We start from the raw sequence: 19,388 nt of genomic DNA on the forward strand, positions 1-19,388 counted from the left end.
AATCTCCTATCTCTACTATAAATAACTACTCTGCTAGTTATAGTGTTTGATTTGTTATTACATAATGTTATATCCAGTTGCTAGCTATGTTTTTAATGTACATTTATATAGATAATTCGTCAAATTTGTAAAATGTTTTTTAAAATACGTAATTAACTATTGACCTTTATTTTTATCGTGTTATAATGTCTATCATGCAAAGACGCTTGTTCTTCATACAAGGACACAAAGGTGGTTCGCTATGGCAAAACAAAACACATACTATCTCGTAGAAGCAGACATTCTACCAGAGGTAATCGTTAAGACAGCAAGAGCTAAAGAGCTTTTAAGTAAAGGTGAGGTTGCTACAGTAACAGAAGCCGTTGAGGCAGTAGGAATTAGTCGCAGTGTTTTTTACAAATATAAAGATGGTATCCTACCGTTCTATGAAGCGTCGCGCGAGCGAATTGTTACCATTACTATGGAACTGATTCACGAATTCGGTGTCCTATCTAATGTATTGCAGACTGTAGCAAAGCATCAGGGAAATGTTCTAACAATCAACCAGACACTACCGCTACAAGGACTAGCGATTGTAACACTGACAATGGAAACGAAATCGATGGATATAGATATTCCTTCGTTTTTAGAGCAGTTAATTAACCTTAAAGGTGTAAAAAAAGCACAAGTAGTTGGGCATAATGAGCAAAATATCAATTAGCATTAACAATAGTATCAAAATTAGATTTTAATTAGAGGAGTGGTTTTTCTTATGGAAACAATAAAGGTTGGTTTATTAGGATTAGGTACTGTCGGTACAGGTGTTGCGAAGATGATTTTTGATAATCAAGAGGAATTAAACAAAAAAACAGGCTATGCAATTGAAATTATTAAGGTAGCCGTTAAAAACATAAATAAAAAGAGGGACATAGAGCTTCCGCAAGCTGTATTCACTGACAACCCACAGGAAGTAGTAGAAAACCCTGATGTTCAAATAGTTGTTGAGGTTATGGGTGGGTTAGAAGATACGAAGGACCTAATAATAAAAGCTTTACAAAACGGTAAGCATGTTGTGACAGCGAATAAGGATTTATTAGCTGTTTCAGGTCAGGAACTGTTTGAAGTAGCTGATGAACAAAAGAAAGATTTAATGTATGAGGCTGCTGTCGCTGGTGCGATTCCAATTGTCCGTGCAGTTAAAGAGAGCCTGGCAGCGGATGAGATTACAGAGGTTATGGGAATCTTAAATGGTACAACAAACTATATTTTAAGCAAGATGTCCCAGGAGGGGGCAGATTTTGCTGATGTATTAGCAGAAGCTCAAGAGCTTGGATATGCAGAGGCAGATCCGACTTCTGATGTGGAAGGCTACGATGCAGCAAGAAAAACAGCAATACTAGCTTCAATAGCCTTTAGTTCGCGAGTAACGTTTGACGATGTAAGTGTTAGTGGAATTACAAAAATTTCTGCTAGAGATATTTCCTATGCGAAGGATTTAGGATATAGTATTAAATTGTTAGGGGTAGCTAAAAGAGAAGATAATGGTCAAATTGAAGTTCGTGTGCATCCGACATTTATTCCAAATGACCATCCTTTAGCAGCAGTTAATGGTGTATATAACGCTGTGTTTGTTAAAGGTAAAGCTTTAGGTGATGCGATGTTTTATGGACGCGGAGCAGGTGAGCTACCAACTGCAAGCGCTGTAATGGGCGATGTTGTTGAGGTAATACGTAACATCCGTAGTGGCTCTAATGGTCGTATTGGTTGCACATGTTATAATGAGAAGAACATTAAAGATGTCAACGATGTTGTATCTAAGAGCTATATTCGTCTGTTAGCTAAAGACGAGCCAGGGGTATTAGCAGGTATCACTCGTATCCTAGGAGAGCATCATGTAAGTGTTGAATCTATTATCCAACGTGGAGGCCAAAGCTCTGGATGTGATGAGTGCGAGCAAGGAGAAGCGGAAGTAGTTTTAGTAACCCATGCCGTTCGTCATCAGGACTTAAAAGCAGCTACTGATGAAATTAACAGCTTGGCTAAGGTAATACAAGTGTATAATATCGTAAGAGTAGAAGAGGGAGGCAACTAAGCCGTGAAATGGGAAGGCATTATTAAAAAGTACAAAGAGTACTTACCAGTAAATGAGAACACACCAGAAGTTACATTATATGAAGGTAACACTCCTTTAATATATGCAAAAAACTTGTCTGAAGAGCTAGGAATTGAATTGCATTTTAAATATGAAGGTTTAAATCCGACAGGCTCTTTTAAAGATAGAGGTATGGTTATGGCAGTTGCTAAAGCGGCTGAGGAAGGTAGCAAAGTTATTATGTGCGCCTCTACGGGTAACACATCGGCAGCGGCAGCAGCATATGCGGCAAGAATGGGAATGCGTTGTGTTGTGCTAATTCCATCAGGGAATATAGCTTTAGGCAAGCTTGCGCAAGCAATTATATACGGTGCAGAGGTTGTTGCCATCGAAGGTAACTTTGATAAGGCACTAGAGCTAGTTCGAGAAATAACAGAGGAGCAGCCAATTACCCTGGTCAACTCTGTTAATCCATACAGAATAGAAGGGCAAAAAACGGCTGCCTTTGAAGTCTGTGACCAATTAGGAGATGCTCCTGATTATTTAGTAATCCCTGTGGGCAACGCAGGTAACATTACTGCTTACTGGAAAGGCTTTAAAGAGTATCACCAGATGCAAAAATCATCTAAGACACCTATAGTTTATGGCTTTGAGGCAGAAGGTGCTGCTGCTATCGTGAAAAATCAAATAATTGAACAACCTGAAACTATTGCTACCGCTATTCGTATCGGTAATCCAGCTAGCTGGGACGGAGCAGTAAATGCAGCTAAAGAATCTAATGGTAAAATTGATATGGTAACAGATGAGCAGATTATTGAAGCATATCAGCTAATGGCTAGAAGAGAGGGCGTATTCGCAGAGCCTGGATCAGCTGCATCATTAGCAGGTGTCCTGCAATCTGTGAAGGATGGATCTATTCCTAAAGGCGCTACCGTAGTAAGTGTGCTTACAGGGAATGGTCTTAAAGACCCTGACACTGCATTGAAGGTTACAAATTACCAGCCAGAGGTTATCAAAGCTGACAAACAGGCAGTGCTTGCGAAGATCTTAGGATAGATATAGCCAAAAATCTTAGGATAGATATAGCTATAAGCTTTAAGTAAAGGTTACATTTGACTTGGAGGAGAAATCATGGTTAAGGTTAAAGTGCCAGCGACAACTGCCAATTTAGGCCCAGGCTTTGATACTATGGGAATGGCACTAAATATGTATAATACGGTTGAAATGGATTTCCATCACAGCTTAGATATAACCATTAGTGGCGTAGGTATGAATGATATTGATACTGATGAGACTAATATCGTCTATCAAGCAGCTAAAATGGTATTTGATAAAGCGGGTCAGGAGTGTAAAGGCTTAAGAATGCACTTGCATAACGAAATTCCTGTTGCCCGTGGTTTGGGGAGTAGCGCTGCGGCAGTAGTAGGTGGTGTTGTAGCAGCCAATAATTTATTAGGCAGTCCTTTAAATGAGCAACAACTCGCTGAACTTGTAACAGAGATAGAAGGACATCCAGATAACGTTCTTCCGGCACTTATAGGTGGAATTGTAATTGCTGGTTGGGGCAAAGAACACTTACTATATCATAAAATAAAACCAGGCGCACAACTGCAGGCTATCGTAGCAATTCCCGAATTTTTCTTAGCTACAAAGAAAGCAAGGGAAGTTTTGCCTACGCAAGTATCATTTCAAGACGCTTTATTTAATGTTAATCGCGCTTCATTAGTAGTATCGTCCTTATTGACAGAGAATTATGAGCTATTATCAGAGGTTATGGAGGATCGTTTGCATCAACCGTACCGTAGCGATTTAATTCCAGGTATGAACGCTTTAATAGAACGAACAAAACAAGTAGGAGCCATTGGGGTCGTGTTAAGTGGAGCAGGACCTACTATGCTAGCTTTAACAATTGATAATTCAGATGCTGTGGCAGCTACTATGCAACAGGTTTTCACTGAATATGGAATTCGATGCACCGTAAGACGACTTGTTCCTATCATGACTGGAGCAGAAGTTGTTCTATAATAGTAGTTTTTTTCGCCAGTAATTAGGTTCTGATGATTGACTTTTTTAGTAAATATAAGTAAACTGTTGCAAATATCTATAAGATTTGTTTTTCATCTTGAAAAAATATCAGGATGAAAAACTTTTTCTTTATACACATATCCGGAGTTGATTCAATGAAGAATAGAGTCGTTGTAAAAGTAGGAAGCAGTAGTATTACTATAGATGGAACTATTAATCATGAACAATTAGAAAAACTCACTACACAAATAGCCTATTTAACACGTAAGGGTTTTGAAGTCGTACTTGTTTCTTCAGGTGCTGTTGCAGCAGGATTAGGACGACTACATTGGGAGCGTGAGACTTTAACACTGCCACAAAAGCAAGCAGCAGCTGCTGTAGGGCAAGGTCTACTTATGCACCGGTACGAGCAACTTTTTCAGTGTGAAGGCTTGCATGTAGCACAGATATTGTTAACAAGTGAAGATGTATCTGATCGTAAAAGATACATTAATGCAAAAAACACATTTCAAACATTATTACAGAACGGCATAATACCAATAGTTAATGAAAACGATACCGTAGCTGTCGATGAAATCAAATTTGGCGATAATGACCGCTTAGCGGCGTTAGTTACAGCAGTTGTAGAAGCAGATGCGTTACTTCTATTAACAGATATAGACGGTTTATATACAGATAATCCTAAGGAAAATCCTGACGCCAAAAAGATTGATATTATTGAAGCAATCGATGAAAGCGTTCAGAAAATGGCCAAAGGTGCAGGCTCTAAGGCAGGTACTGGAGGGATGGCAACTAAAATTGAAGCTGCTCGGATAGCTACCCTAAGTGGAGCAACAGTAACTATCGCAAACGGTAGCCTACCTTGGGTGTTAAAGCGCTTATTTATAGAAAAAGAACTTATAGGTACGAAATTTTTACCTGCTAAAGAAACAATGAAACATAAAAAACAATGGCTAGCTTTTGCAAGTAAAGCACAAGGTAAAATATATATAGATAGTGGGGCAACGCAGGCAATACATCAGAATAATAAGAGCTTACTACTTGCTGGTTTAAGAAATATCTCAGGAGATTTCTGTGCAGGCTCTGTTATAGAAATCTGTACGGAGGAAGGACTAGTAATTGGAAAAGGAATTTCTGGTCTATCAAGTGGGGAACTGAGAATGTTACTTAAAGAAGAGACCCTACCTAAAGGCGTTATCGTTGTACATAAAAACGATTTATTCATAGTGTAACTTATAATATTAGGAGGAGATTCTATGTCAGAACTATTACTGAAGGCGAAGACGGCAAAAACGGCAAGTAGAAAACTAGCAGTAGTTAGCACTGAAGACAAAAATCAAGGACTATTAGCCATAGCAGAAGCACTTGAGAAAAATATTGACAAGATAGTACAAGAAAACAAAAAAGACATTGATGCAGCTGTTGCCAATGGCACATCACAAGCTATTATTGATAGACTTGTCTTAAATGAAGCGCGGATTCTTGATATGGTAACAGGCTTAAAGCAAATTGTAGAACTTAAAGATCCAATTGGTGAGGTGTTATTTGAGAACAAAATTGAATCTGACTTAGTTTTACAAAAGGTTCGAGTGCCTTTTGGCTTAATAGGGATGATTTATGAAGCCCGTCCGAACGTAACAATTGATGCAGTAGGACTTGCGCTTAAGACAGGAAATGCAGTTTTATTACGTGGAGGCTCTAATGCATTTCACAGTAATCTATGCCTTGTAGCTATCGTTAAGGAAGCCTTACAAGAAACAGCTATTTCTCCTGATACCATTCAGTATATTGAGGGTACAGATCGTAAGCTTGTAGAAGAGATGCTAACGTTAAATGAATACCTAGATCTAGTTATTCCTAGGGGTGGCGCTGGATTAATCCAAATGGTTGTACAAAAGGCAACAGTGCCAGTTATTGAGACTGGTGTTGGAAACTGTCACTTATACATTGAAAAAGAAGCTAATATAGATATGGCAATTGAGATTGCAATTAATGCAAAGACACAAAGACCTGGAGTATGTAATGCTATTGAAACGATTCTTGTCGACCAAGCTTGGGCTGACAGAAGCCTAGTAAAGCTTATAGATGCACTTGTGGAGAAACAGGTTAAAATATTAGGCTGTCCAACTAGTCAAAAGCTCGATGCTAGAATTTCGGCGGCATCAGATGAAGACTACTACACAGAGTTTTTAGATTATATAGTAACATTAAAGGTTGTTCAATCAGTTGATGAAGCAATTGAGCATATTGAGACGTATGGAAGTAGGCATTCCGAAGCCATTATTACTGACAATGACAATGTAGCGGCGAAGTTTTTAAACCACGTAGATGCGGCAGCAGTTTATCACAATGCATCAACTCGTTTTACAGACGGATTCCAATACGGCTTTGGCGCCGAAATTGGTATTAGCACACAAAAACTTCATGCAAGAGGTCCAATGGGCTTACCTGAAATGACAAGCTATAAATACCGAGTATATGGAAAAGGACAAATTAGAAAGTAGGTGACAGCTAATGCCACATAGAATTGAAAAAATAGAAGACTCCATATTTTTTGTTGGAGCTGGAGCAATGGCTGAAGCAATTATAAAAGGTTTAGTTTACTCAAGGATCATTCCTTCTAAGCACATATACGTTACAAATAAGAATAGCAGGCATAGATTGCTAGAGCTTAAGGACGATTATGAGATAAAAATCCCAGATTCATTAGAAGATGGATGTAAGAAATCCCGCTATATCCTTTTAGCAGTTAAGCCGTGGACAGTAAAGGCTGCCTGTGAAAATTTAAAGCCCTTCCTTACTAAGGAACATGTAATTATATCTATTGCTGCAGGAGTTACGACTACAGTCATAGAGCAAATATTAGGGTCTAGCAATGAAGTTATTCGAACGATGCCAAACACATCAAGTGCAATATGCGAATCGGCCACGGGTATCTGTGGTGGAAAATACGCAAAGAACGAAACAATATTAACTGTAAAGCGCATATTTGAAACAGTTGGCGAAGCAGTTGTTGTTAAGGAGTCACAAATAGATGCAGTAACAGCTTTATGTGGTAGCGGACCAGCCTATATCTACTATTTAATTGAAGGTTTAGAGAAGGCAGGAATTAACCAAGGTCTAAATGAAGAAGATGTTCGCAAGTTAGTCGTTCAGACCGTTTATGGTGCTGCTAAAATGCTCGTAGAATTGCACGCTGAACCAGCAATTTTGCGTAAACAAGTAACAACTCCAAATGGAACTACCGAAGCTGGCTTAAAAACATTAGAGAAATATGACCTGCATGAAATAATAGAGAAAACTATTGAGAGTGCACGGGAGCGTGCAAAGGAAATTGGAAAGGAAACTGAGAAAGAGATATGGAATACAAAATAGGTTACCTAGGACCGAAGGGAACATTTACACAGCAAGCAGCAGAACAGCTAATGCCAGATAATCATCAAATGATTCCATATCCAAGCATAGCTGATGTGTTAATTGCAGCCGATGAGGGTGAAGTTGATGCAGCAGTAGTACCGATAGAGAATTCTATTGAAGGCTCAGTTAATTTAACTGTAGACTTCTTAGCGCATCAAGTAGAGTTATATATTGTAAAGGAAGTCGTCGTGCCAGTATCTCACTCCCTACTTGTAAATAAAGGCGTTGCTTTACACGATGTTGAAGTTGTTGCGTCGCACCCACAGGCTATCGCACAATGTAGACAGTTTTTGCGTGAATTCGTGCCTAGCGCTATAACAGAGACTGTGCACAGCACTGCTAAGGCAGCAGAGATGATTCATGAGTCAAAAAGCACGAAAATGGCAGCAATCGGAACTGTTTTGGCAGCAGAAATTTATGACTTAAATATACTAGCAGCAAACATTCAAGACCGGACTAATAATAATACCCGTTTTGTTTTAGTTACTAAAAAGAGAGATGAGCTTGTCGAATACGTTTCTACACCTCATGAGCCTTGGAAAACATCAATATTAGTTACCTTAGGGAAGGACTATCCAGGTGCTTTATATGAAGTGCTACGGTCTTTTGCAGAGGAAGAAATTGATTTAACTAAAATCGAGTCCCGTCCAACAAAGAAACAACTAGGCTCATATCACTTTTTTATTGATTTACAAGGGCATATTGATGACCCTAGTGTTCAGAGAGCATTGGCGCACGTTAAGAAAACAGGCTCAACATTACAATACCTGGGAAGCTATCAATTATTAACCTTTGTCCCAGCGAAAAAAAGTAGCTAATAAAATATAGGAGATTTTCATTATGGTCGAAAAACTAGATTTAATTCTTAGTGAACTCCAAAAGCTAAATTCACGTGTTACTTATATCGAAGCGAATATGGCTACTAAAAAAGATATCGAGGATATACCTTTTATTAGACAAGCTGTATTAGAAACTAGTGAGATGTTAAGCAAATTCTTGACGACCATAAGTCTATCAATGAAATTATAGGTGAACACGAAGTATCTATCCACACATTACGAAGAAAACCTGTTTAAATATATGATGATACTATGATTAACAGTAAAGAAACGACACTACAAGGGTGTCGTTTTCTTTATAGCTAGTGCCCGCGAGCACGTTATTCGACCTTGAAACGCCTTGAAAATGATGAAAGAAGATTGCAAAAAACCAATGACGGGTTACTAATAAATGGTAAAAGAATAATATAAATATTCACCTGAATACATTATAGAAGCTGCTTTTGAACAATTACAAAATGAACGAGTTTATTTATCATATTCAGAGCAGCATCAGAAAAGTATATTTGAAGTCTTTTCTACATTTTGAGGTCAATATATGCATCAAAATGGCAAAAATGTATTTCTGCAGTGGACAAATTCAGCATTTTTACAAACCAAAATAAACATAAAACAATAAAAACACATAAACCCTCTGTAGAGCGAGTTGCCAATTTAGAGAGTGCTTCAGTGGACATATTAGCTTGTTGGATGATGCTGTGTATATTGTCAAGGATTGTACTATTATACGCTTAGATAATCCTAGCACTGGTTACGGCCAACAGACAATCTTCTGGCAAGCCGATTAGGATGGAAGTTAGGTGTTCGAGTAAAATCTGATAACTCTAGGCTGTCATTATGGCAGCCTTTTTTGTTTTTCTAGCAGGAAATTTCCATTTGTTGTAGAAAATTTAAGAAGATAAACGCGTGAAGTTTGATGAGGGGGAAGGGTTTTGAAATATGATAAAACAGTATATTTTGATACGTTTAACGTTCAAAGAACAACAGCTGCTGATGCCATCACTATCGATTTAGTAAAATTGTATGAAGCAATTATTTTTTACGATAGAATTATAATCTCTTTAGAACCTGGATTAGGTGCTTTAGATAAATTGCTAAGGTTATTAAATTATGAAAATTTATTGCGTTTGCTTAAAAATAATATAATAGTTTTTTCTTTAGAAAATGTGACGTATAAACTGTCTAATAAAAAAAATGCTGATTTTATAATTGGAAAACCAGATATTCTACCATATGAATTTGATATTGATGAAGTATTAGAAAATATATTCCAGAGTAATGGCTTGAAACGAAGGCAAAAAAGAGAGTTAAGAAGTATCTTACATCAAAACATGCAAACTATAAATTTTAATAAAATAGATAAATCTACATTAAGTAGCAATATAATTAAAGAGATTAACGATAAACAAATAATTGCTGAAAGCATTAAGCTTATGAATGATTTTATGTATGATTTATATATCAAGGAATTACTAGAAAATGCAATTTATAAAGTTGTTTTTAATAGTGGAAATAATTTACATATGAAATTTAATGATGATATAAGTATCGAAAGAAAAAATGAGTTGTTCTCTTTGGTAGGAGCAAGGATTTTTTCAATTTTAAGAGGCAATGTAGTTACCTTCAATTCTTTAGAATGTAACGCTACAAGTATTTGGGGTAACCCATCAACTGAAGCGGTTATTCAAGGAAAATTAAAAAGCATCTATTACAAAAGTGGTAAGACAGCATCAGCAGCTAATTTTTTAATTAATCTTGATGGGATTCCAAATATTAAAGCATTAATCGAAAATAAACAAATTGATATTAAAAAAGTAATGAAAATAAGAGGAAGAGCAAAAAACTTAAGAGAATTATTATTTAATTTAGGCGATTCTGATGAGAACGAGATTAGGAAAGCATATTTAGATGCATTGCAAAGCAAAGGAAGTTTTATTGAGAAATCAATACGTTTTGCAATACCGACAGCATTAGGAGCAACCGATCCTATTATCGGAGCAGGAGCATCTTTTTTAGATAATTTTTTAATTGACAAATTTAAAGGAAATATAAGAGTTTCTGACATATTTGATATTAAATAAGTCCCGCCAGACATCTGGAGGACACTGATTAGCTTAACGGCTAGTTGGTGTTTTTTGTTTTTAACGAATGATTCCAATTAACGTCGAAATTTGTCGAACGATTGTTAGAGGAATTCGCCTTCTCTCATAGAAATTTGGGAGTGAGAGGGGGTGTCTACTATGTACTTTGAGGTTGAATACTTTGAGTTAGCTATAATGCAATATTATGATGAAGTAAAAGATGATATTGAGAGGGAAAAGAACATTATTAAATATTATTTATCTAAAATAGATGATATTGAATATGTGAGAGATGAAGATTCTGAATTATTGTCAAGATTAAGTGAGGCATTTGTAATTACTATTTACGGTAGATATGAATATTTAATTAACATTTTATGCGAAGTAGTTCAGAGAGAGTTAGGTTTAGGAATAAGTTATAAAGATATAAAAAAATATGGTATAAATCAAGCGGTTTTTTATCTCGAAAAAACGACAGGCATTAGTATAGAAAAGCATAGTTCATATAAAACCATAGATAAATGGAGAAAATTGAGAAATGTATTGGCACATAATTATGGTGTTTATAAAGAAAGTGATATAGAGAAATTTAAACAATTAGGGATATATTGTAGCGGCGAGACCTATACTGTATTTGTCACAAAAAACGATTGTATGAAACTATTTGATGACTTTGACAATTTTGTAGAATATTTATTTTCTTCTCTTTTAGCCTTATGTAGGAATGAACATTATGATGTACTTGCACCTTAAAAGGTGCTTTTTTTCCAAAACAAACTTAACGGGAGGTAGGTGGTTACTTCTAATTTAAAAAGTAGTAGCTTTAACCATCACAAAGGTATGCACTAGGATGCACCCCTTTTTTATGCTTGTGAACACTCTCCCATCATCTGAAATGCAACCTTAATATTAATTTTCCCAAACGGAACACAAATGCAAAAGGTTGCAATATACAAAAGCTGGAGAGCCTTACTATGCTATGGTTTTTGGTTAAAAAATCATGCAACACTCTATGCAACGTTTTTCCGTTGCGTTGCAACCTAACAAAGCCTAACATTTGCCATTAGCATATGTTAAAAAATGCTATGGTATGTGCAACAGATATAAAGGTATTACCAGAATGGGAACACCTTCTCCCTAAAAAGGGTGCAATTGCACACCTAACAAAACACTTATTATTTAGGGTTGATGCTCTTTATGTATATTGACGTTAAACAAGTAAAAGAGTTTATAAAACAAAATAATAGTGAATCAATTCAGTTTCTATATAATTGCCAAAAATATTGGGTAGATATATCGACTCAAAGAACAGGATACGGAGAGAGATTTTTTTAGTATGTCCTTCATGTGGTAAAAGGTTTGCAAAATTATATATGATAGACGCCAAGCTTAAATGTCGCAAGTGTAGTAAGCACAGTACGTATTATTTTATTCAATATTGCACCAAAGGCGGCCATCTTGAGATTAGATATAGAATGCAGAGACTAGCAAACAAACATAACATAGACATAAAGATGCCTTTTGATTTTATGGACCATGTAAATGATCCTAGATTCAGGAGAGAGAAATTTAGAGAAGTGATAGAAGTCTTACAAGCACTTGAGAACATGAGGTTTAAGAATATATTTTGCAATGTTACTTATAATTCAAAAACAATAAAAAAAGTAATTAAAGGTACGCACCCTAATTTATTTATATACATGCTGAATGACTTAAGACAATACCAATTGAAATGGGAATAACATAAAAAGAAAAAATCCCCGCTCATGCAGAGATTAAAAGAAGTTCCTCAATTTGTCGCTTAATTATATCAAATATATGGGCAGTAGCACAAGCTAAGGGGGCTGCATATGAGCAATGAGGAACTATATGAGAAAATGAAAGCAGGAGACAGAAGCGCACGTGATGAGCTGCTAGATAATAACAGGGGTTTAGTTTTCTATTATTCAAAAATAGTATTCTGGACTTTGCAAGCTGCAGTCTTGCACAGCTCGTGAGATGGAAACTAATTAGAGAAATAAATATGATTACAAAGCGAGAATATGCGGCCGCTCAGGAAGGGCATTTTACAATAAGTCTAGACGCTAATATCAACAATGACACTGAGAGTGGAGAGCTAGGGGAGATCATTGCAGATGAAAGTGTTAATGTTGAAGCTGTGGCCTATGATAAGACACTAGTAGTCTTTTATGATTCACCAAAAGACGCTGGATTTTTACCACGTATTAGAAATTCATAGTATTTTGCAGGCTAATGAAATTACGAGCAGTATTCTTGTCATTCCAGGACTGGTGGCTAGATAATCAAACTAGATTTTATAGGGCCCAAAGCTATGACAAACCCAGGGTACAGGTATCAGGCTATAGCGATAGGACTGCTAATTTAGCAATTAAACGTATACGTATGAGACAGGATATGATTTGCAAACATTTTGCAAACGGACAAGATTAAAACATAAAAACTAGTTGGAACAAATATACACTTTAACAGTAAAAATCCTTATTATAACAATATTCATAGTAACTTTTAGAAACTAATAAAAACATTGAATAAATGACTTGACGAAATAGGGCTTGGTCGAATATAATTTTCTATAATATTTTAATAAAATAACAGAAAAACATAATAAATTCAGAAAATTTGGAATTTATAAAAATAGCGATGATTAGGACAAGTAACTAATGATTTTTAGTGTACAGAGAGCCTGGGTAGTTGAGAACAGGTCACATAGTTATTAGTGAACTCACCTTATAGCAATCTACTGAAAAGATAATCAATATTATCTTAGTAGGGATGATCGAGTAACACACGATACGTGTTTGAATGAGATCCATACATCAGTGATGTATGGATGAATCAGGGTGGTACCGCGACCAAAGCCTTCGTCCCTGTTATCAGGTTTATCCTGTATACAGTGACGGGGTTTTTTTATTACATTAAAAGCAATAATAAACAAGTATATATTTATCATTCAAATGATAATCTGGAGGTAGATGGAGTTGAGTATTCAAATTTATTTAAATGGTCAGTATGTTAGTAAAGAGGAAGCTAGCGTCTCGGTTTTTGATCATGGATTTTTATATGGAGACGGAATCTTTGAAGGTATTCGCTCCTATGGTGGCAATGTATTCCGTTTGAAGGAACACATTGAGCGTCTCTATGATTCTGCAAAGTCTATTATGTTAGACATTCCGATGAGCCCTGAAAAATTTGAAGAGGTTATATGCGAAACAATCCGCAAAAACAACCTGACAGACTCCTACATTCGTGTAGTAGTATCCCGTGGAAAAGGAGATTTAGGCCTTTGTCCAACTAAGTGTCCTAAACCTACTGTCATAGTTATAGCTGATTCTATTAGTATTTATCCAAAAGAATTATACGAAAAAGGCTTACGTACAATTACAGTACCGACGAGACGTAATAATCCTGATGCACTAAATCCAAAAATCAAATCCCTCAATTACTTAAATAACGTTTTAGTCAAAATTGAGGCGAACCAAGCTGGAGTTAGTGAGGCAATCATGCTAAACCATCAAGGATATGTAGCTGAGGGTTCGGCGGACAACATTTTTGTTATTCGTAAGGGCAAGATTGTAACACCACCAACCTACCTTGGAGCATTAGAAGGAATTACAAGACAAGCCATTATGGATATAGCAAACGAACTAGGCTACCCAATGGTAGAAGAGCCATTTACAAGACATGATGTATATATAGCGGATGAGGTGTTCTTAACAGGAACGGCAGCTGAGGTTATACCTGTAATTGAAGTAGATGGAAGAGTTATTGGTTCAGGTGAGCCAGGACCAATAACGAAAAAGCTCTTAGAAGAGTTCCGCAAAATCACTTATACAGATGGAACAAAAATATAACAATAACGCAATTAACATTAATTTTTTAAATATGAATGGAGTTGAAAATTATGACGAATAAGGTAACCCAAGGAGTAGAAAGAGCACCACATCGTTCATTGTTTAAGGCTATGGGGTATGTAGATGAAGAATTAAAGCAACCCTTAATCGGCATTGTAAACTCCCATAATGAAATTATTCCTGGACACAAGCATCTCAAGCAAATATCTGAGGCAGTAAAATCTGGTGTGCGCATGGCTGGTGGAACGCCAATGGAATTCTCTACGATAGCTGTCTGTGACGGGATTGCAATGAACCATTTAGGGATGCATTATTCCCTAGCAAGTCGTGAAATAATCGCTGATAGTATCGAGATAGTGGCAAGTGCCCATGACTTCGATGCACTCGTATTTGTACCGAACTGTGATAAGGTTGTGCCAGGTATGCTAATGGCAGCAGCTAGAATTAATAAACCATCGATTTTTGTCAGCGGAGGACCTATGCTAGCAGGGAGATTCAAAGATAAGCCTGTTAGCCTAAGTAATGTGTTTGAAGCTGTTGGAGCAGTGAAAGCAGGCAAAATGTCAGAAGCTGATTTGTATGAAATGGAAGAAAACGCATGCCCTAGCTGTGGATCATGTTCAGGTATGTTTACTGCAAACTCAATGAACTGTTTAACGGAAGCGATTGGGATGGCTCTGCCAGGTGGCGGTACAATACCTGCAGTGTTTGCCCACAGAGAGCGTTTAGCAAAATATACAGGCATTAAAATAATGGAAATATTAAAAGAGAATATTCGTCCAAAGGATATCATGTCAAAAGCAGCGTTAGAAAATGCACTGTCTGTAGATATGGCCCTAGGCTGTTCGTCAAATACTATATTACATTTATTAGCGATAGCCCATGAATTAGAAGCAGAAATAGATTTACAAAGAATTAATCAGGTAAGTAGTGAAACTCCACAGCTTTGCAAGCTAAGTCCAGCAGGGGACCAGCACATAGAAGATTTATACTACGCTGGTGGTATCCAAGCAGTAATGAAAGAACTGGAGTATAAACTAGATACTTCAGTAATTACGGCAACTGGTAAAAGCTTAGCAGAGAACCTACAGCATGCTGCAAATTTAGATACTAACGTCATTCGTCCAGCATCTGACCCATATAGCAAAACGGGTGGTATAGCTGTATTGTTTGGAAACCTAGCACCTGATGGAGCTGTTGTTAAACAGGGAGCAGTTGCACCAGAAATGTTGATTCACCAAGGTCCTGCTAAGGTGTACGATGGTGAGGAAGCTGCAGTAGAAGCTATAATGTCAGGACAAATCGTTGCTGGAGATGTTGTAGTTATCCGCTATGAAGGTCCTAGGGGTGGACCAGGAATGCGTGAGATGCTTACACCAACCTCAGCATTAGCAGGAATGGGATTAGATAAGCAGGTTGCTTTGTTAACAGATGGCAGATTTTCAGGGGCAACCCGCGGAGCATCCATAGGTCACGTATCACCTGAAGCGAAGGCTTATGGTCCAATCGCGGTCGTTAAAAACGGTGACATTATCGCAATTGAAATTCCAAATCGCAAGTTGGATGTACAAATATCAGAGCAAGAGATGAAGGAACGACTAGATTCAGAGAAAGAGGCTATTGACGCGAAACAACCTCGAGTAACTAAGGGCTACCTGAAGAGATATGCTGAGAAAGTACAGTCAGCTAATACAGGAGCAGTTTTTCAAAAGTAAAGCATGATTAATAAATCGCAAAATACACTTATATAAATAAAAAATGGATAGGGATAGAGAGAATATAAATGAGAAGAGGTGTATGAGAGTGATTGATAAAGATGGTAAACAACCAAAAGAAAAAATGAACGGCGCCCAAATGCTGATTGAGTGCTTGAAGCAGGAAGGTGTAGAGCACGTTTTTGGTTATCCAGGCGGTGCAATCATGAAGGTGTATGATGCACTATACGATAGTGGTCTAAAGCACTTTTTAGCACGCCACGAGCAGGGAGCCATTCATGCAGCAGATGGGTATGCAAGGGCAACCGGGAAGGTTGGCGTTTGCATAGCTACATCTGGACCTGGAGCAACCAACCTAGTAACGGGAATTGCAACAGCGTACATGGATTCAGTGCCGTTAGTATGCTTTACTGGGCAAGTAGGTACAGATTTATTGGGGACGGACGCTTTCCAAGAGGCTGACATTACAGGTATTACTATGCCAATCACAAAACACAATTATTTAGTTAAGCATATAAAGGATATCCCAAGGGTTGTTAAAGAGGCATTTCATATTGCTAGCACAGGTAGACCTGGACCAGTACTAATTGATTTATGTAAAGATGTAGGTGTGCAGCTAGCAGAGTTTGAGTATCCTGAATCAATCTATATTCGTAGCTATAACCCAACGTATATGCCGAATAAAGGACAAATTAAGAAGTTAGCAAAAATTATTAAAGAGTCGAAAAAACCACTTATCATGACTGGTGGAGGCTTAATTCGTTCAGATGCAGCAGAAGAGCTATATAAAGTAGCGAAGACATACGGAATTCCAGTAACATCTACATTTAATGGCCTAGGCTCTTACCCAGCTACAGACGAGCTGTTTCTAGGGATGCTTGGGATGCATGGAACCGTACCAGCTAACTGGGCAATCAATGAGTGCGATTTATTATTGAATTTTGGTGCCCGCTTTGATGATCGCGTTACGGGTAAGCTAGACGAATTTGCCAAGCATGCTAAAATCGTGCATGTTGATATTGATCCAGCTGAGATTGGCAAAAATATTCCAACGCAAATTCCAATCGTTGGCGACCTCAAACATGTATTAGCTGCATTAGCTGATTTTGTTGAGCCGTTGCCAATTACTGAATGGGTCGAGCAAGTTAAGGTATGGAAGAAAGATTATCCTGTAAAGTACACAACTGGTGACAATAAACTCAGACCACAGTTTGTTATAGAAGCACTTTATAATAAAACTGATGGCAAGGCATTAATTGCAACTGACGTAGGTCAGCATCAGATGTGGACAGCTCAATATTATAAATTTGATGAGAGTAGACAGTTCTACTCGTCAGGTGGTCTAGGAACCATGGGCTATGGTTTACCTGCCTGCATCGGGGCACAAATTGGACGTCCAGATAGACAGACTATTTGCATCACAGGGGATGGCAGTGTGCAGATGAATATTCAGGAGTTGGCTACAATTTCTGAGCATCAGATTCCATTAAAGGTAGCAATCCTTAACAATGGTGCGTTAGGTATGGTGCGCCAATGGCAAGAAATGTTCTTCCAAAAGCGTTACTCACAAACAATCTTCAAAGGTCATCCAGATTTTGTAAAGTTGGCTGAAGCTTACAGTATTAAAGCATTCCGTGCCACTACACCTGAAGAGGCAGAGCAGGTTATAGAGCAAGCCTTAGCATATGAAGGTCCTTGCGTAATGGAATTCGTCGTCGAACAAGCAGAAAATGTATTTCCATTTATACCTCCAGGTGCTCCCATTGAAAATATGATGAGGGGAGATGAATAGGATGAAAAAAGTGAAGAACGTAATTTCAGTACTTGTAAATGACCAAGCTGGTGTCCTTACACGAATTTCAGGTCTATTTAGTAGGAGAGGCTTTAATATTGATAGCATTACAGTAGGTCCAGCAGAAGAAGCTGGCTTATCGAGGATGACAATTGTAGTTGATGGTGATGAGCCTACTGTTGAACAGGTAATGAAACAGCTACACAAGCTGATTGATGTAATTAAGGTTCAAAACATAACTAATGAACCAAATGTTACCCGCGAACTAGCTCTAATTAAAGTCATGGTTACACCAAGTACTCGTCCTGAAGTATTAAATCTAATTGAACCTTTCAGGGCAAGTGTTGTCGATGTTAGTAGGAACTCACTTATAGTGCAAGCAGTTGGTGATGAGCCAAAGATAGCTGCTATGCTTGAGCTTTTACGTCCTTATGGCATTAAAGAAGTAGCTCGCACAGGGGTTGTATCGTTACTCCGTGGCGGTACTAGCCAGTCATAATCAGCTATATATGTAAGAAAATAAAATAATTGCAAAAATTAGGGGGATTTATAACAATGGTAAAAATGTATTACGACAATGATGCAAGCTTAGATAGTCTTCAAGGAAAAACAATCGCTGTAATTGGTTATGGAAGTCAAGGGCATGGTCAAGCGCAAAATCTTCGTGACAGTGGTCTTAAAGTAATTATTGGTTTACGCAAAGGTAAATCATGGGATACTGCTGTTGCTGATGGTTTTGAAGTATATAGCGTAGCTGAAGCTGTACAAAAAGCAGATTTTATCCAAATTCTATTACCAGATGAAAGACAAGCACAGGTTTACAATGACGAGATTGCTCCGAACCTAACAGAAGGTAAAACATTATCTTTCTCACACGGATTTAACATCCACTTTGGTCAAATAGTACCTCCAAGTAATGTAGATGTTATGCTTGTAGCTCCTAAAGGACCAGGCCACTTAGTTCGTCGTGTATACACAGAGGGTGGAGGAGTTCCAGGATTATTTGCTATCCACCAGGATGCTACTGGTAAAGCTAGAGATATCGCTTTAGCATATGCAAATGGAATTGGTGCGACTCGCGCTGGAGTACTAGAAACATCATTTAAAGAAGAGACAGAAACAGATCTTTTCGGTGAGCAAGCTGTTCTTTGTGGAGGAGCTTCTGAGCTTGTAAAGGCTGGATTCGATACATTAGTAGAAGCAGGATATCAACCAGAGATTGCCTACTTCGAGTGCTTACATGAGTTGAAACTAATTGTAGACTTAATGTATGAAGCAGGAATTAGTGGTATGCGTTACTCAATCAGTGACACAGCGCAATATGGCGACCATATGATTGGTAGACGTATTATTACTGATGAAACTCGTAAGGAAATGAAAAAAGTTCTTAAAGAAATCCAAGAGGGAGAATTTGCTCGCAACTGGATTTTAGAGAATCAAGCAAATCGTCCTGTGTTCAATGCAATGGCTAAGAATGACGAGAATCATCAAATTGAGCAGGTTGGTAGAGAACTGCGCAAAATGATGACATGGATTAATAAGAAATAAGTGTAGTCACAATTATATAGAAAAACAT

At 37.5% G+C, this 19,388-nt stretch carries 19 protein-coding genes and 1 other annotated feature; all 19 genes read left to right on the forward strand.

Annotated features, from left to right (window positions below; genetic code table 11):
- The first annotated feature begins 241 nt into the window (after positions 1-241).
- Complete coding sequence (locus BHF68_RS14825) at positions 242-700, forward strand: ACT domain-containing protein (protein WP_069644450.1); 459 nt, start codon at positions 242-244, stop codon at positions 698-700.
- Positions 701-751: 51 nt separating this feature from the next.
- Positions 752-2,071, forward strand: a complete 1,320-nt coding sequence (locus BHF68_RS14830) for a homoserine dehydrogenase (protein WP_069644451.1) — start codon at positions 752-754, stop codon at positions 2,069-2,071.
- Positions 2,072-2,074: 3 nt separating this feature from the next.
- Positions 2,075-3,127: a threonine synthase gene (gene thrC / locus BHF68_RS14835; RefSeq protein WP_069644452.1), complete on the forward strand. Its 1,053-nt coding sequence runs from the start codon at positions 2,075-2,077 to the stop codon at positions 3,125-3,127.
- A gap of 75 nt (positions 3,128-3,202) precedes the next feature.
- Entirely contained in the window at positions 3,203-4,096 is an 894-nt protein-coding gene (gene thrB / locus BHF68_RS14840; protein WP_069644453.1) for a homoserine kinase, read from the forward strand.
- A 155-nt stretch (positions 4,097-4,251) separates the two neighbouring features.
- Positions 4,252-5,328, forward strand: coding sequence for a glutamate 5-kinase (proB, locus tag BHF68_RS14845; RefSeq protein WP_069644454.1), 1,077 nt, complete (start codon positions 4,252-4,254; stop codon positions 5,326-5,328).
- A 24-nt stretch (positions 5,329-5,352) separates the two neighbouring features.
- The gene (locus tag BHF68_RS14850) at positions 5,353-6,600 is read left to right on the forward strand and encodes a glutamate-5-semialdehyde dehydrogenase (protein ID WP_069644455.1); all 1,248 of its coding nucleotides are present in this window, start codon (positions 5,353-5,355) and stop codon (positions 6,598-6,600) included.
- A gap of 10 nt (positions 6,601-6,610) precedes the next feature.
- Complete coding sequence (gene proC / locus BHF68_RS14855) at positions 6,611-7,471, forward strand: pyrroline-5-carboxylate reductase (RefSeq protein ID WP_069644456.1); 861 nt, start codon at positions 6,611-6,613, stop codon at positions 7,469-7,471.
- Positions 7,456-8,331 carry a prephenate dehydratase gene (pheA, locus tag BHF68_RS14860; protein ID WP_069644457.1) on the forward strand — a complete coding sequence of 292 codons (876 nt, stop codon included), beginning with the start codon at positions 7,456-7,458 and terminating at the stop codon, positions 8,329-8,331. The genes proC and pheA overlap by 16 nt, the downstream gene beginning before the upstream one ends.
- 22 nt (positions 8,332-8,353) lie before the next feature.
- Positions 8,354-8,542, forward strand: a complete 189-nt coding sequence (locus tag BHF68_RS14865; RefSeq protein ID WP_069644458.1) for a hypothetical protein — start codon at positions 8,354-8,356, stop codon at positions 8,540-8,542.
- A 496-nt stretch (positions 8,543-9,038) separates the two neighbouring features.
- Positions 9,039-9,140: a DUF3954 domain-containing protein gene (locus tag BHF68_RS15890; protein ID WP_367114270.1), complete on the forward strand. Its 102-nt coding sequence runs from the start codon at positions 9,039-9,041 to the stop codon at positions 9,138-9,140.
- 144 nt (positions 9,141-9,284) lie between these two features.
- The gene (locus BHF68_RS14870; protein ID WP_069644459.1) at positions 9,285-10,433 is read left to right on the forward strand and encodes a hypothetical protein; all 1,149 of its coding nucleotides are present in this window, start codon (positions 9,285-9,287) and stop codon (positions 10,431-10,433) included.
- A 159-nt stretch (positions 10,434-10,592) separates the two neighbouring features.
- Positions 10,593-11,186 carry a hypothetical protein gene (locus BHF68_RS14875; protein WP_069644460.1) on the forward strand — a complete coding sequence of 198 codons (594 nt, stop codon included), beginning with the start codon at positions 10,593-10,595 and terminating at the stop codon, positions 11,184-11,186.
- Positions 11,187-12,283: 1,097 nt separating this feature from the next.
- Positions 12,284-12,430 (forward strand): hypothetical protein, encoded by a 147-nt coding sequence (locus BHF68_RS15465; RefSeq protein WP_176719954.1) that lies wholly within the window; start codon positions 12,284-12,286, stop codon positions 12,428-12,430.
- A 26-nt stretch (positions 12,431-12,456) separates the two neighbouring features.
- Positions 12,457-12,672: a hypothetical protein gene (locus BHF68_RS14885; protein ID WP_069644462.1), complete on the forward strand. Its 216-nt coding sequence runs from the start codon at positions 12,457-12,459 to the stop codon at positions 12,670-12,672.
- 413 nt (positions 12,673-13,085) lie between these two features.
- Positions 13,086-13,326, forward strand: a binding site (T-box leader).
- A 106-nt stretch (positions 13,327-13,432) separates the two neighbouring features.
- Positions 13,433-14,305 (forward strand): branched-chain-amino-acid transaminase, encoded by an 873-nt coding sequence (ilvE, locus tag BHF68_RS14890; protein WP_069644483.1) that lies wholly within the window; start codon positions 13,433-13,435, stop codon positions 14,303-14,305.
- 47 nt (positions 14,306-14,352) lie between these two features.
- Entirely contained in the window at positions 14,353-16,020 is a 1,668-nt protein-coding gene (ilvD, locus tag BHF68_RS14895) for a dihydroxy-acid dehydratase (protein ID WP_069644484.1), read from the forward strand.
- A gap of 82 nt (positions 16,021-16,102) precedes the next feature.
- Positions 16,103-17,812, forward strand: a complete 1,710-nt coding sequence (gene ilvB, locus BHF68_RS14900) for a biosynthetic-type acetolactate synthase large subunit (protein WP_069644463.1) — start codon at positions 16,103-16,105, stop codon at positions 17,810-17,812.
- Position 17,813: 1 nt separating this feature from the next.
- Positions 17,814-18,311, forward strand: a complete 498-nt coding sequence (ilvN, locus tag BHF68_RS14905; RefSeq protein ID WP_069644464.1) for an acetolactate synthase small subunit — start codon at positions 17,814-17,816, stop codon at positions 18,309-18,311.
- Positions 18,312-18,367: 56 nt separating this feature from the next.
- Complete coding sequence (gene ilvC, locus BHF68_RS14910) at positions 18,368-19,360, forward strand: ketol-acid reductoisomerase (RefSeq protein ID WP_069644465.1); 993 nt, start codon at positions 18,368-18,370, stop codon at positions 19,358-19,360.
- Positions 19,361-19,388: the final 28 nt, after the last annotated feature.

Source organism: Desulfuribacillus alkaliarsenatis, from assembly GCF_001730225.1.
Classification (GTDB): domain Bacteria; phylum Bacillota; class Bacilli; order Desulfuribacillales; family Desulfuribacillaceae; genus Desulfuribacillus; species Desulfuribacillus alkaliarsenatis.

Excerpts from the sequence above, each read along its gene's own strand:
- BHF68_RS14825 (WP_069644450.1), top strand. The coding sequence starts at position 242 with ATGGCAAAACAAAACACATACTATCTCGTAGAAGCAGACATTCTACCA.
- BHF68_RS14830 (WP_069644451.1), top strand. The coding sequence starts at position 752 with ATGGAAACAATAAAGGTTGGTTTATTAGGATTAGGTACTGTCGGTACA.
- thrB (WP_069644453.1), top strand. The coding sequence starts at position 3,203 with ATGGTTAAGGTTAAAGTGCCAGCGACAACTGCCAATTTAGGCCCAGGC.
- proB (WP_069644454.1), top strand. The coding sequence starts at position 4,252 with ATGAAGAATAGAGTCGTTGTAAAAGTAGGAAGCAGTAGTATTACTATA.
- BHF68_RS14850 (WP_069644455.1), top strand. The coding sequence starts at position 5,353 with ATGTCAGAACTATTACTGAAGGCGAAGACGGCAAAAACGGCAAGTAGA.
- proC (WP_069644456.1), top strand. The coding sequence starts at position 6,611 with ATGCCACATAGAATTGAAAAAATAGAAGACTCCATATTTTTTGTTGGA.
- pheA (WP_069644457.1), top strand. The coding sequence starts at position 7,456 with ATGGAATACAAAATAGGTTACCTAGGACCGAAGGGAACATTTACACAG.
- BHF68_RS14865 (WP_069644458.1), top strand. The coding sequence starts at position 8,354 with ATGGTCGAAAAACTAGATTTAATTCTTAGTGAACTCCAAAAGCTAAAT.
- BHF68_RS14875 (WP_069644460.1), top strand. The coding sequence starts at position 10,593 with ATGTACTTTGAGGTTGAATACTTTGAGTTAGCTATAATGCAATATTAT.
- BHF68_RS15465 (WP_176719954.1), top strand. The coding sequence starts at position 12,284 with ATGAGCAATGAGGAACTATATGAGAAAATGAAAGCAGGAGACAGAAGC.
- BHF68_RS14885 (WP_069644462.1), top strand. The coding sequence starts at position 12,457 with ATGATTACAAAGCGAGAATATGCGGCCGCTCAGGAAGGGCATTTTACA.
- ilvB (WP_069644463.1), top strand. The coding sequence starts at position 16,103 with ATGAGAGTGATTGATAAAGATGGTAAACAACCAAAAGAAAAAATGAAC.
- ilvN (WP_069644464.1), top strand. The coding sequence starts at position 17,814 with ATGAAAAAAGTGAAGAACGTAATTTCAGTACTTGTAAATGACCAAGCT.
- ilvC (WP_069644465.1), top strand. The coding sequence starts at position 18,368 with ATGGTAAAAATGTATTACGACAATGATGCAAGCTTAGATAGTCTTCAA.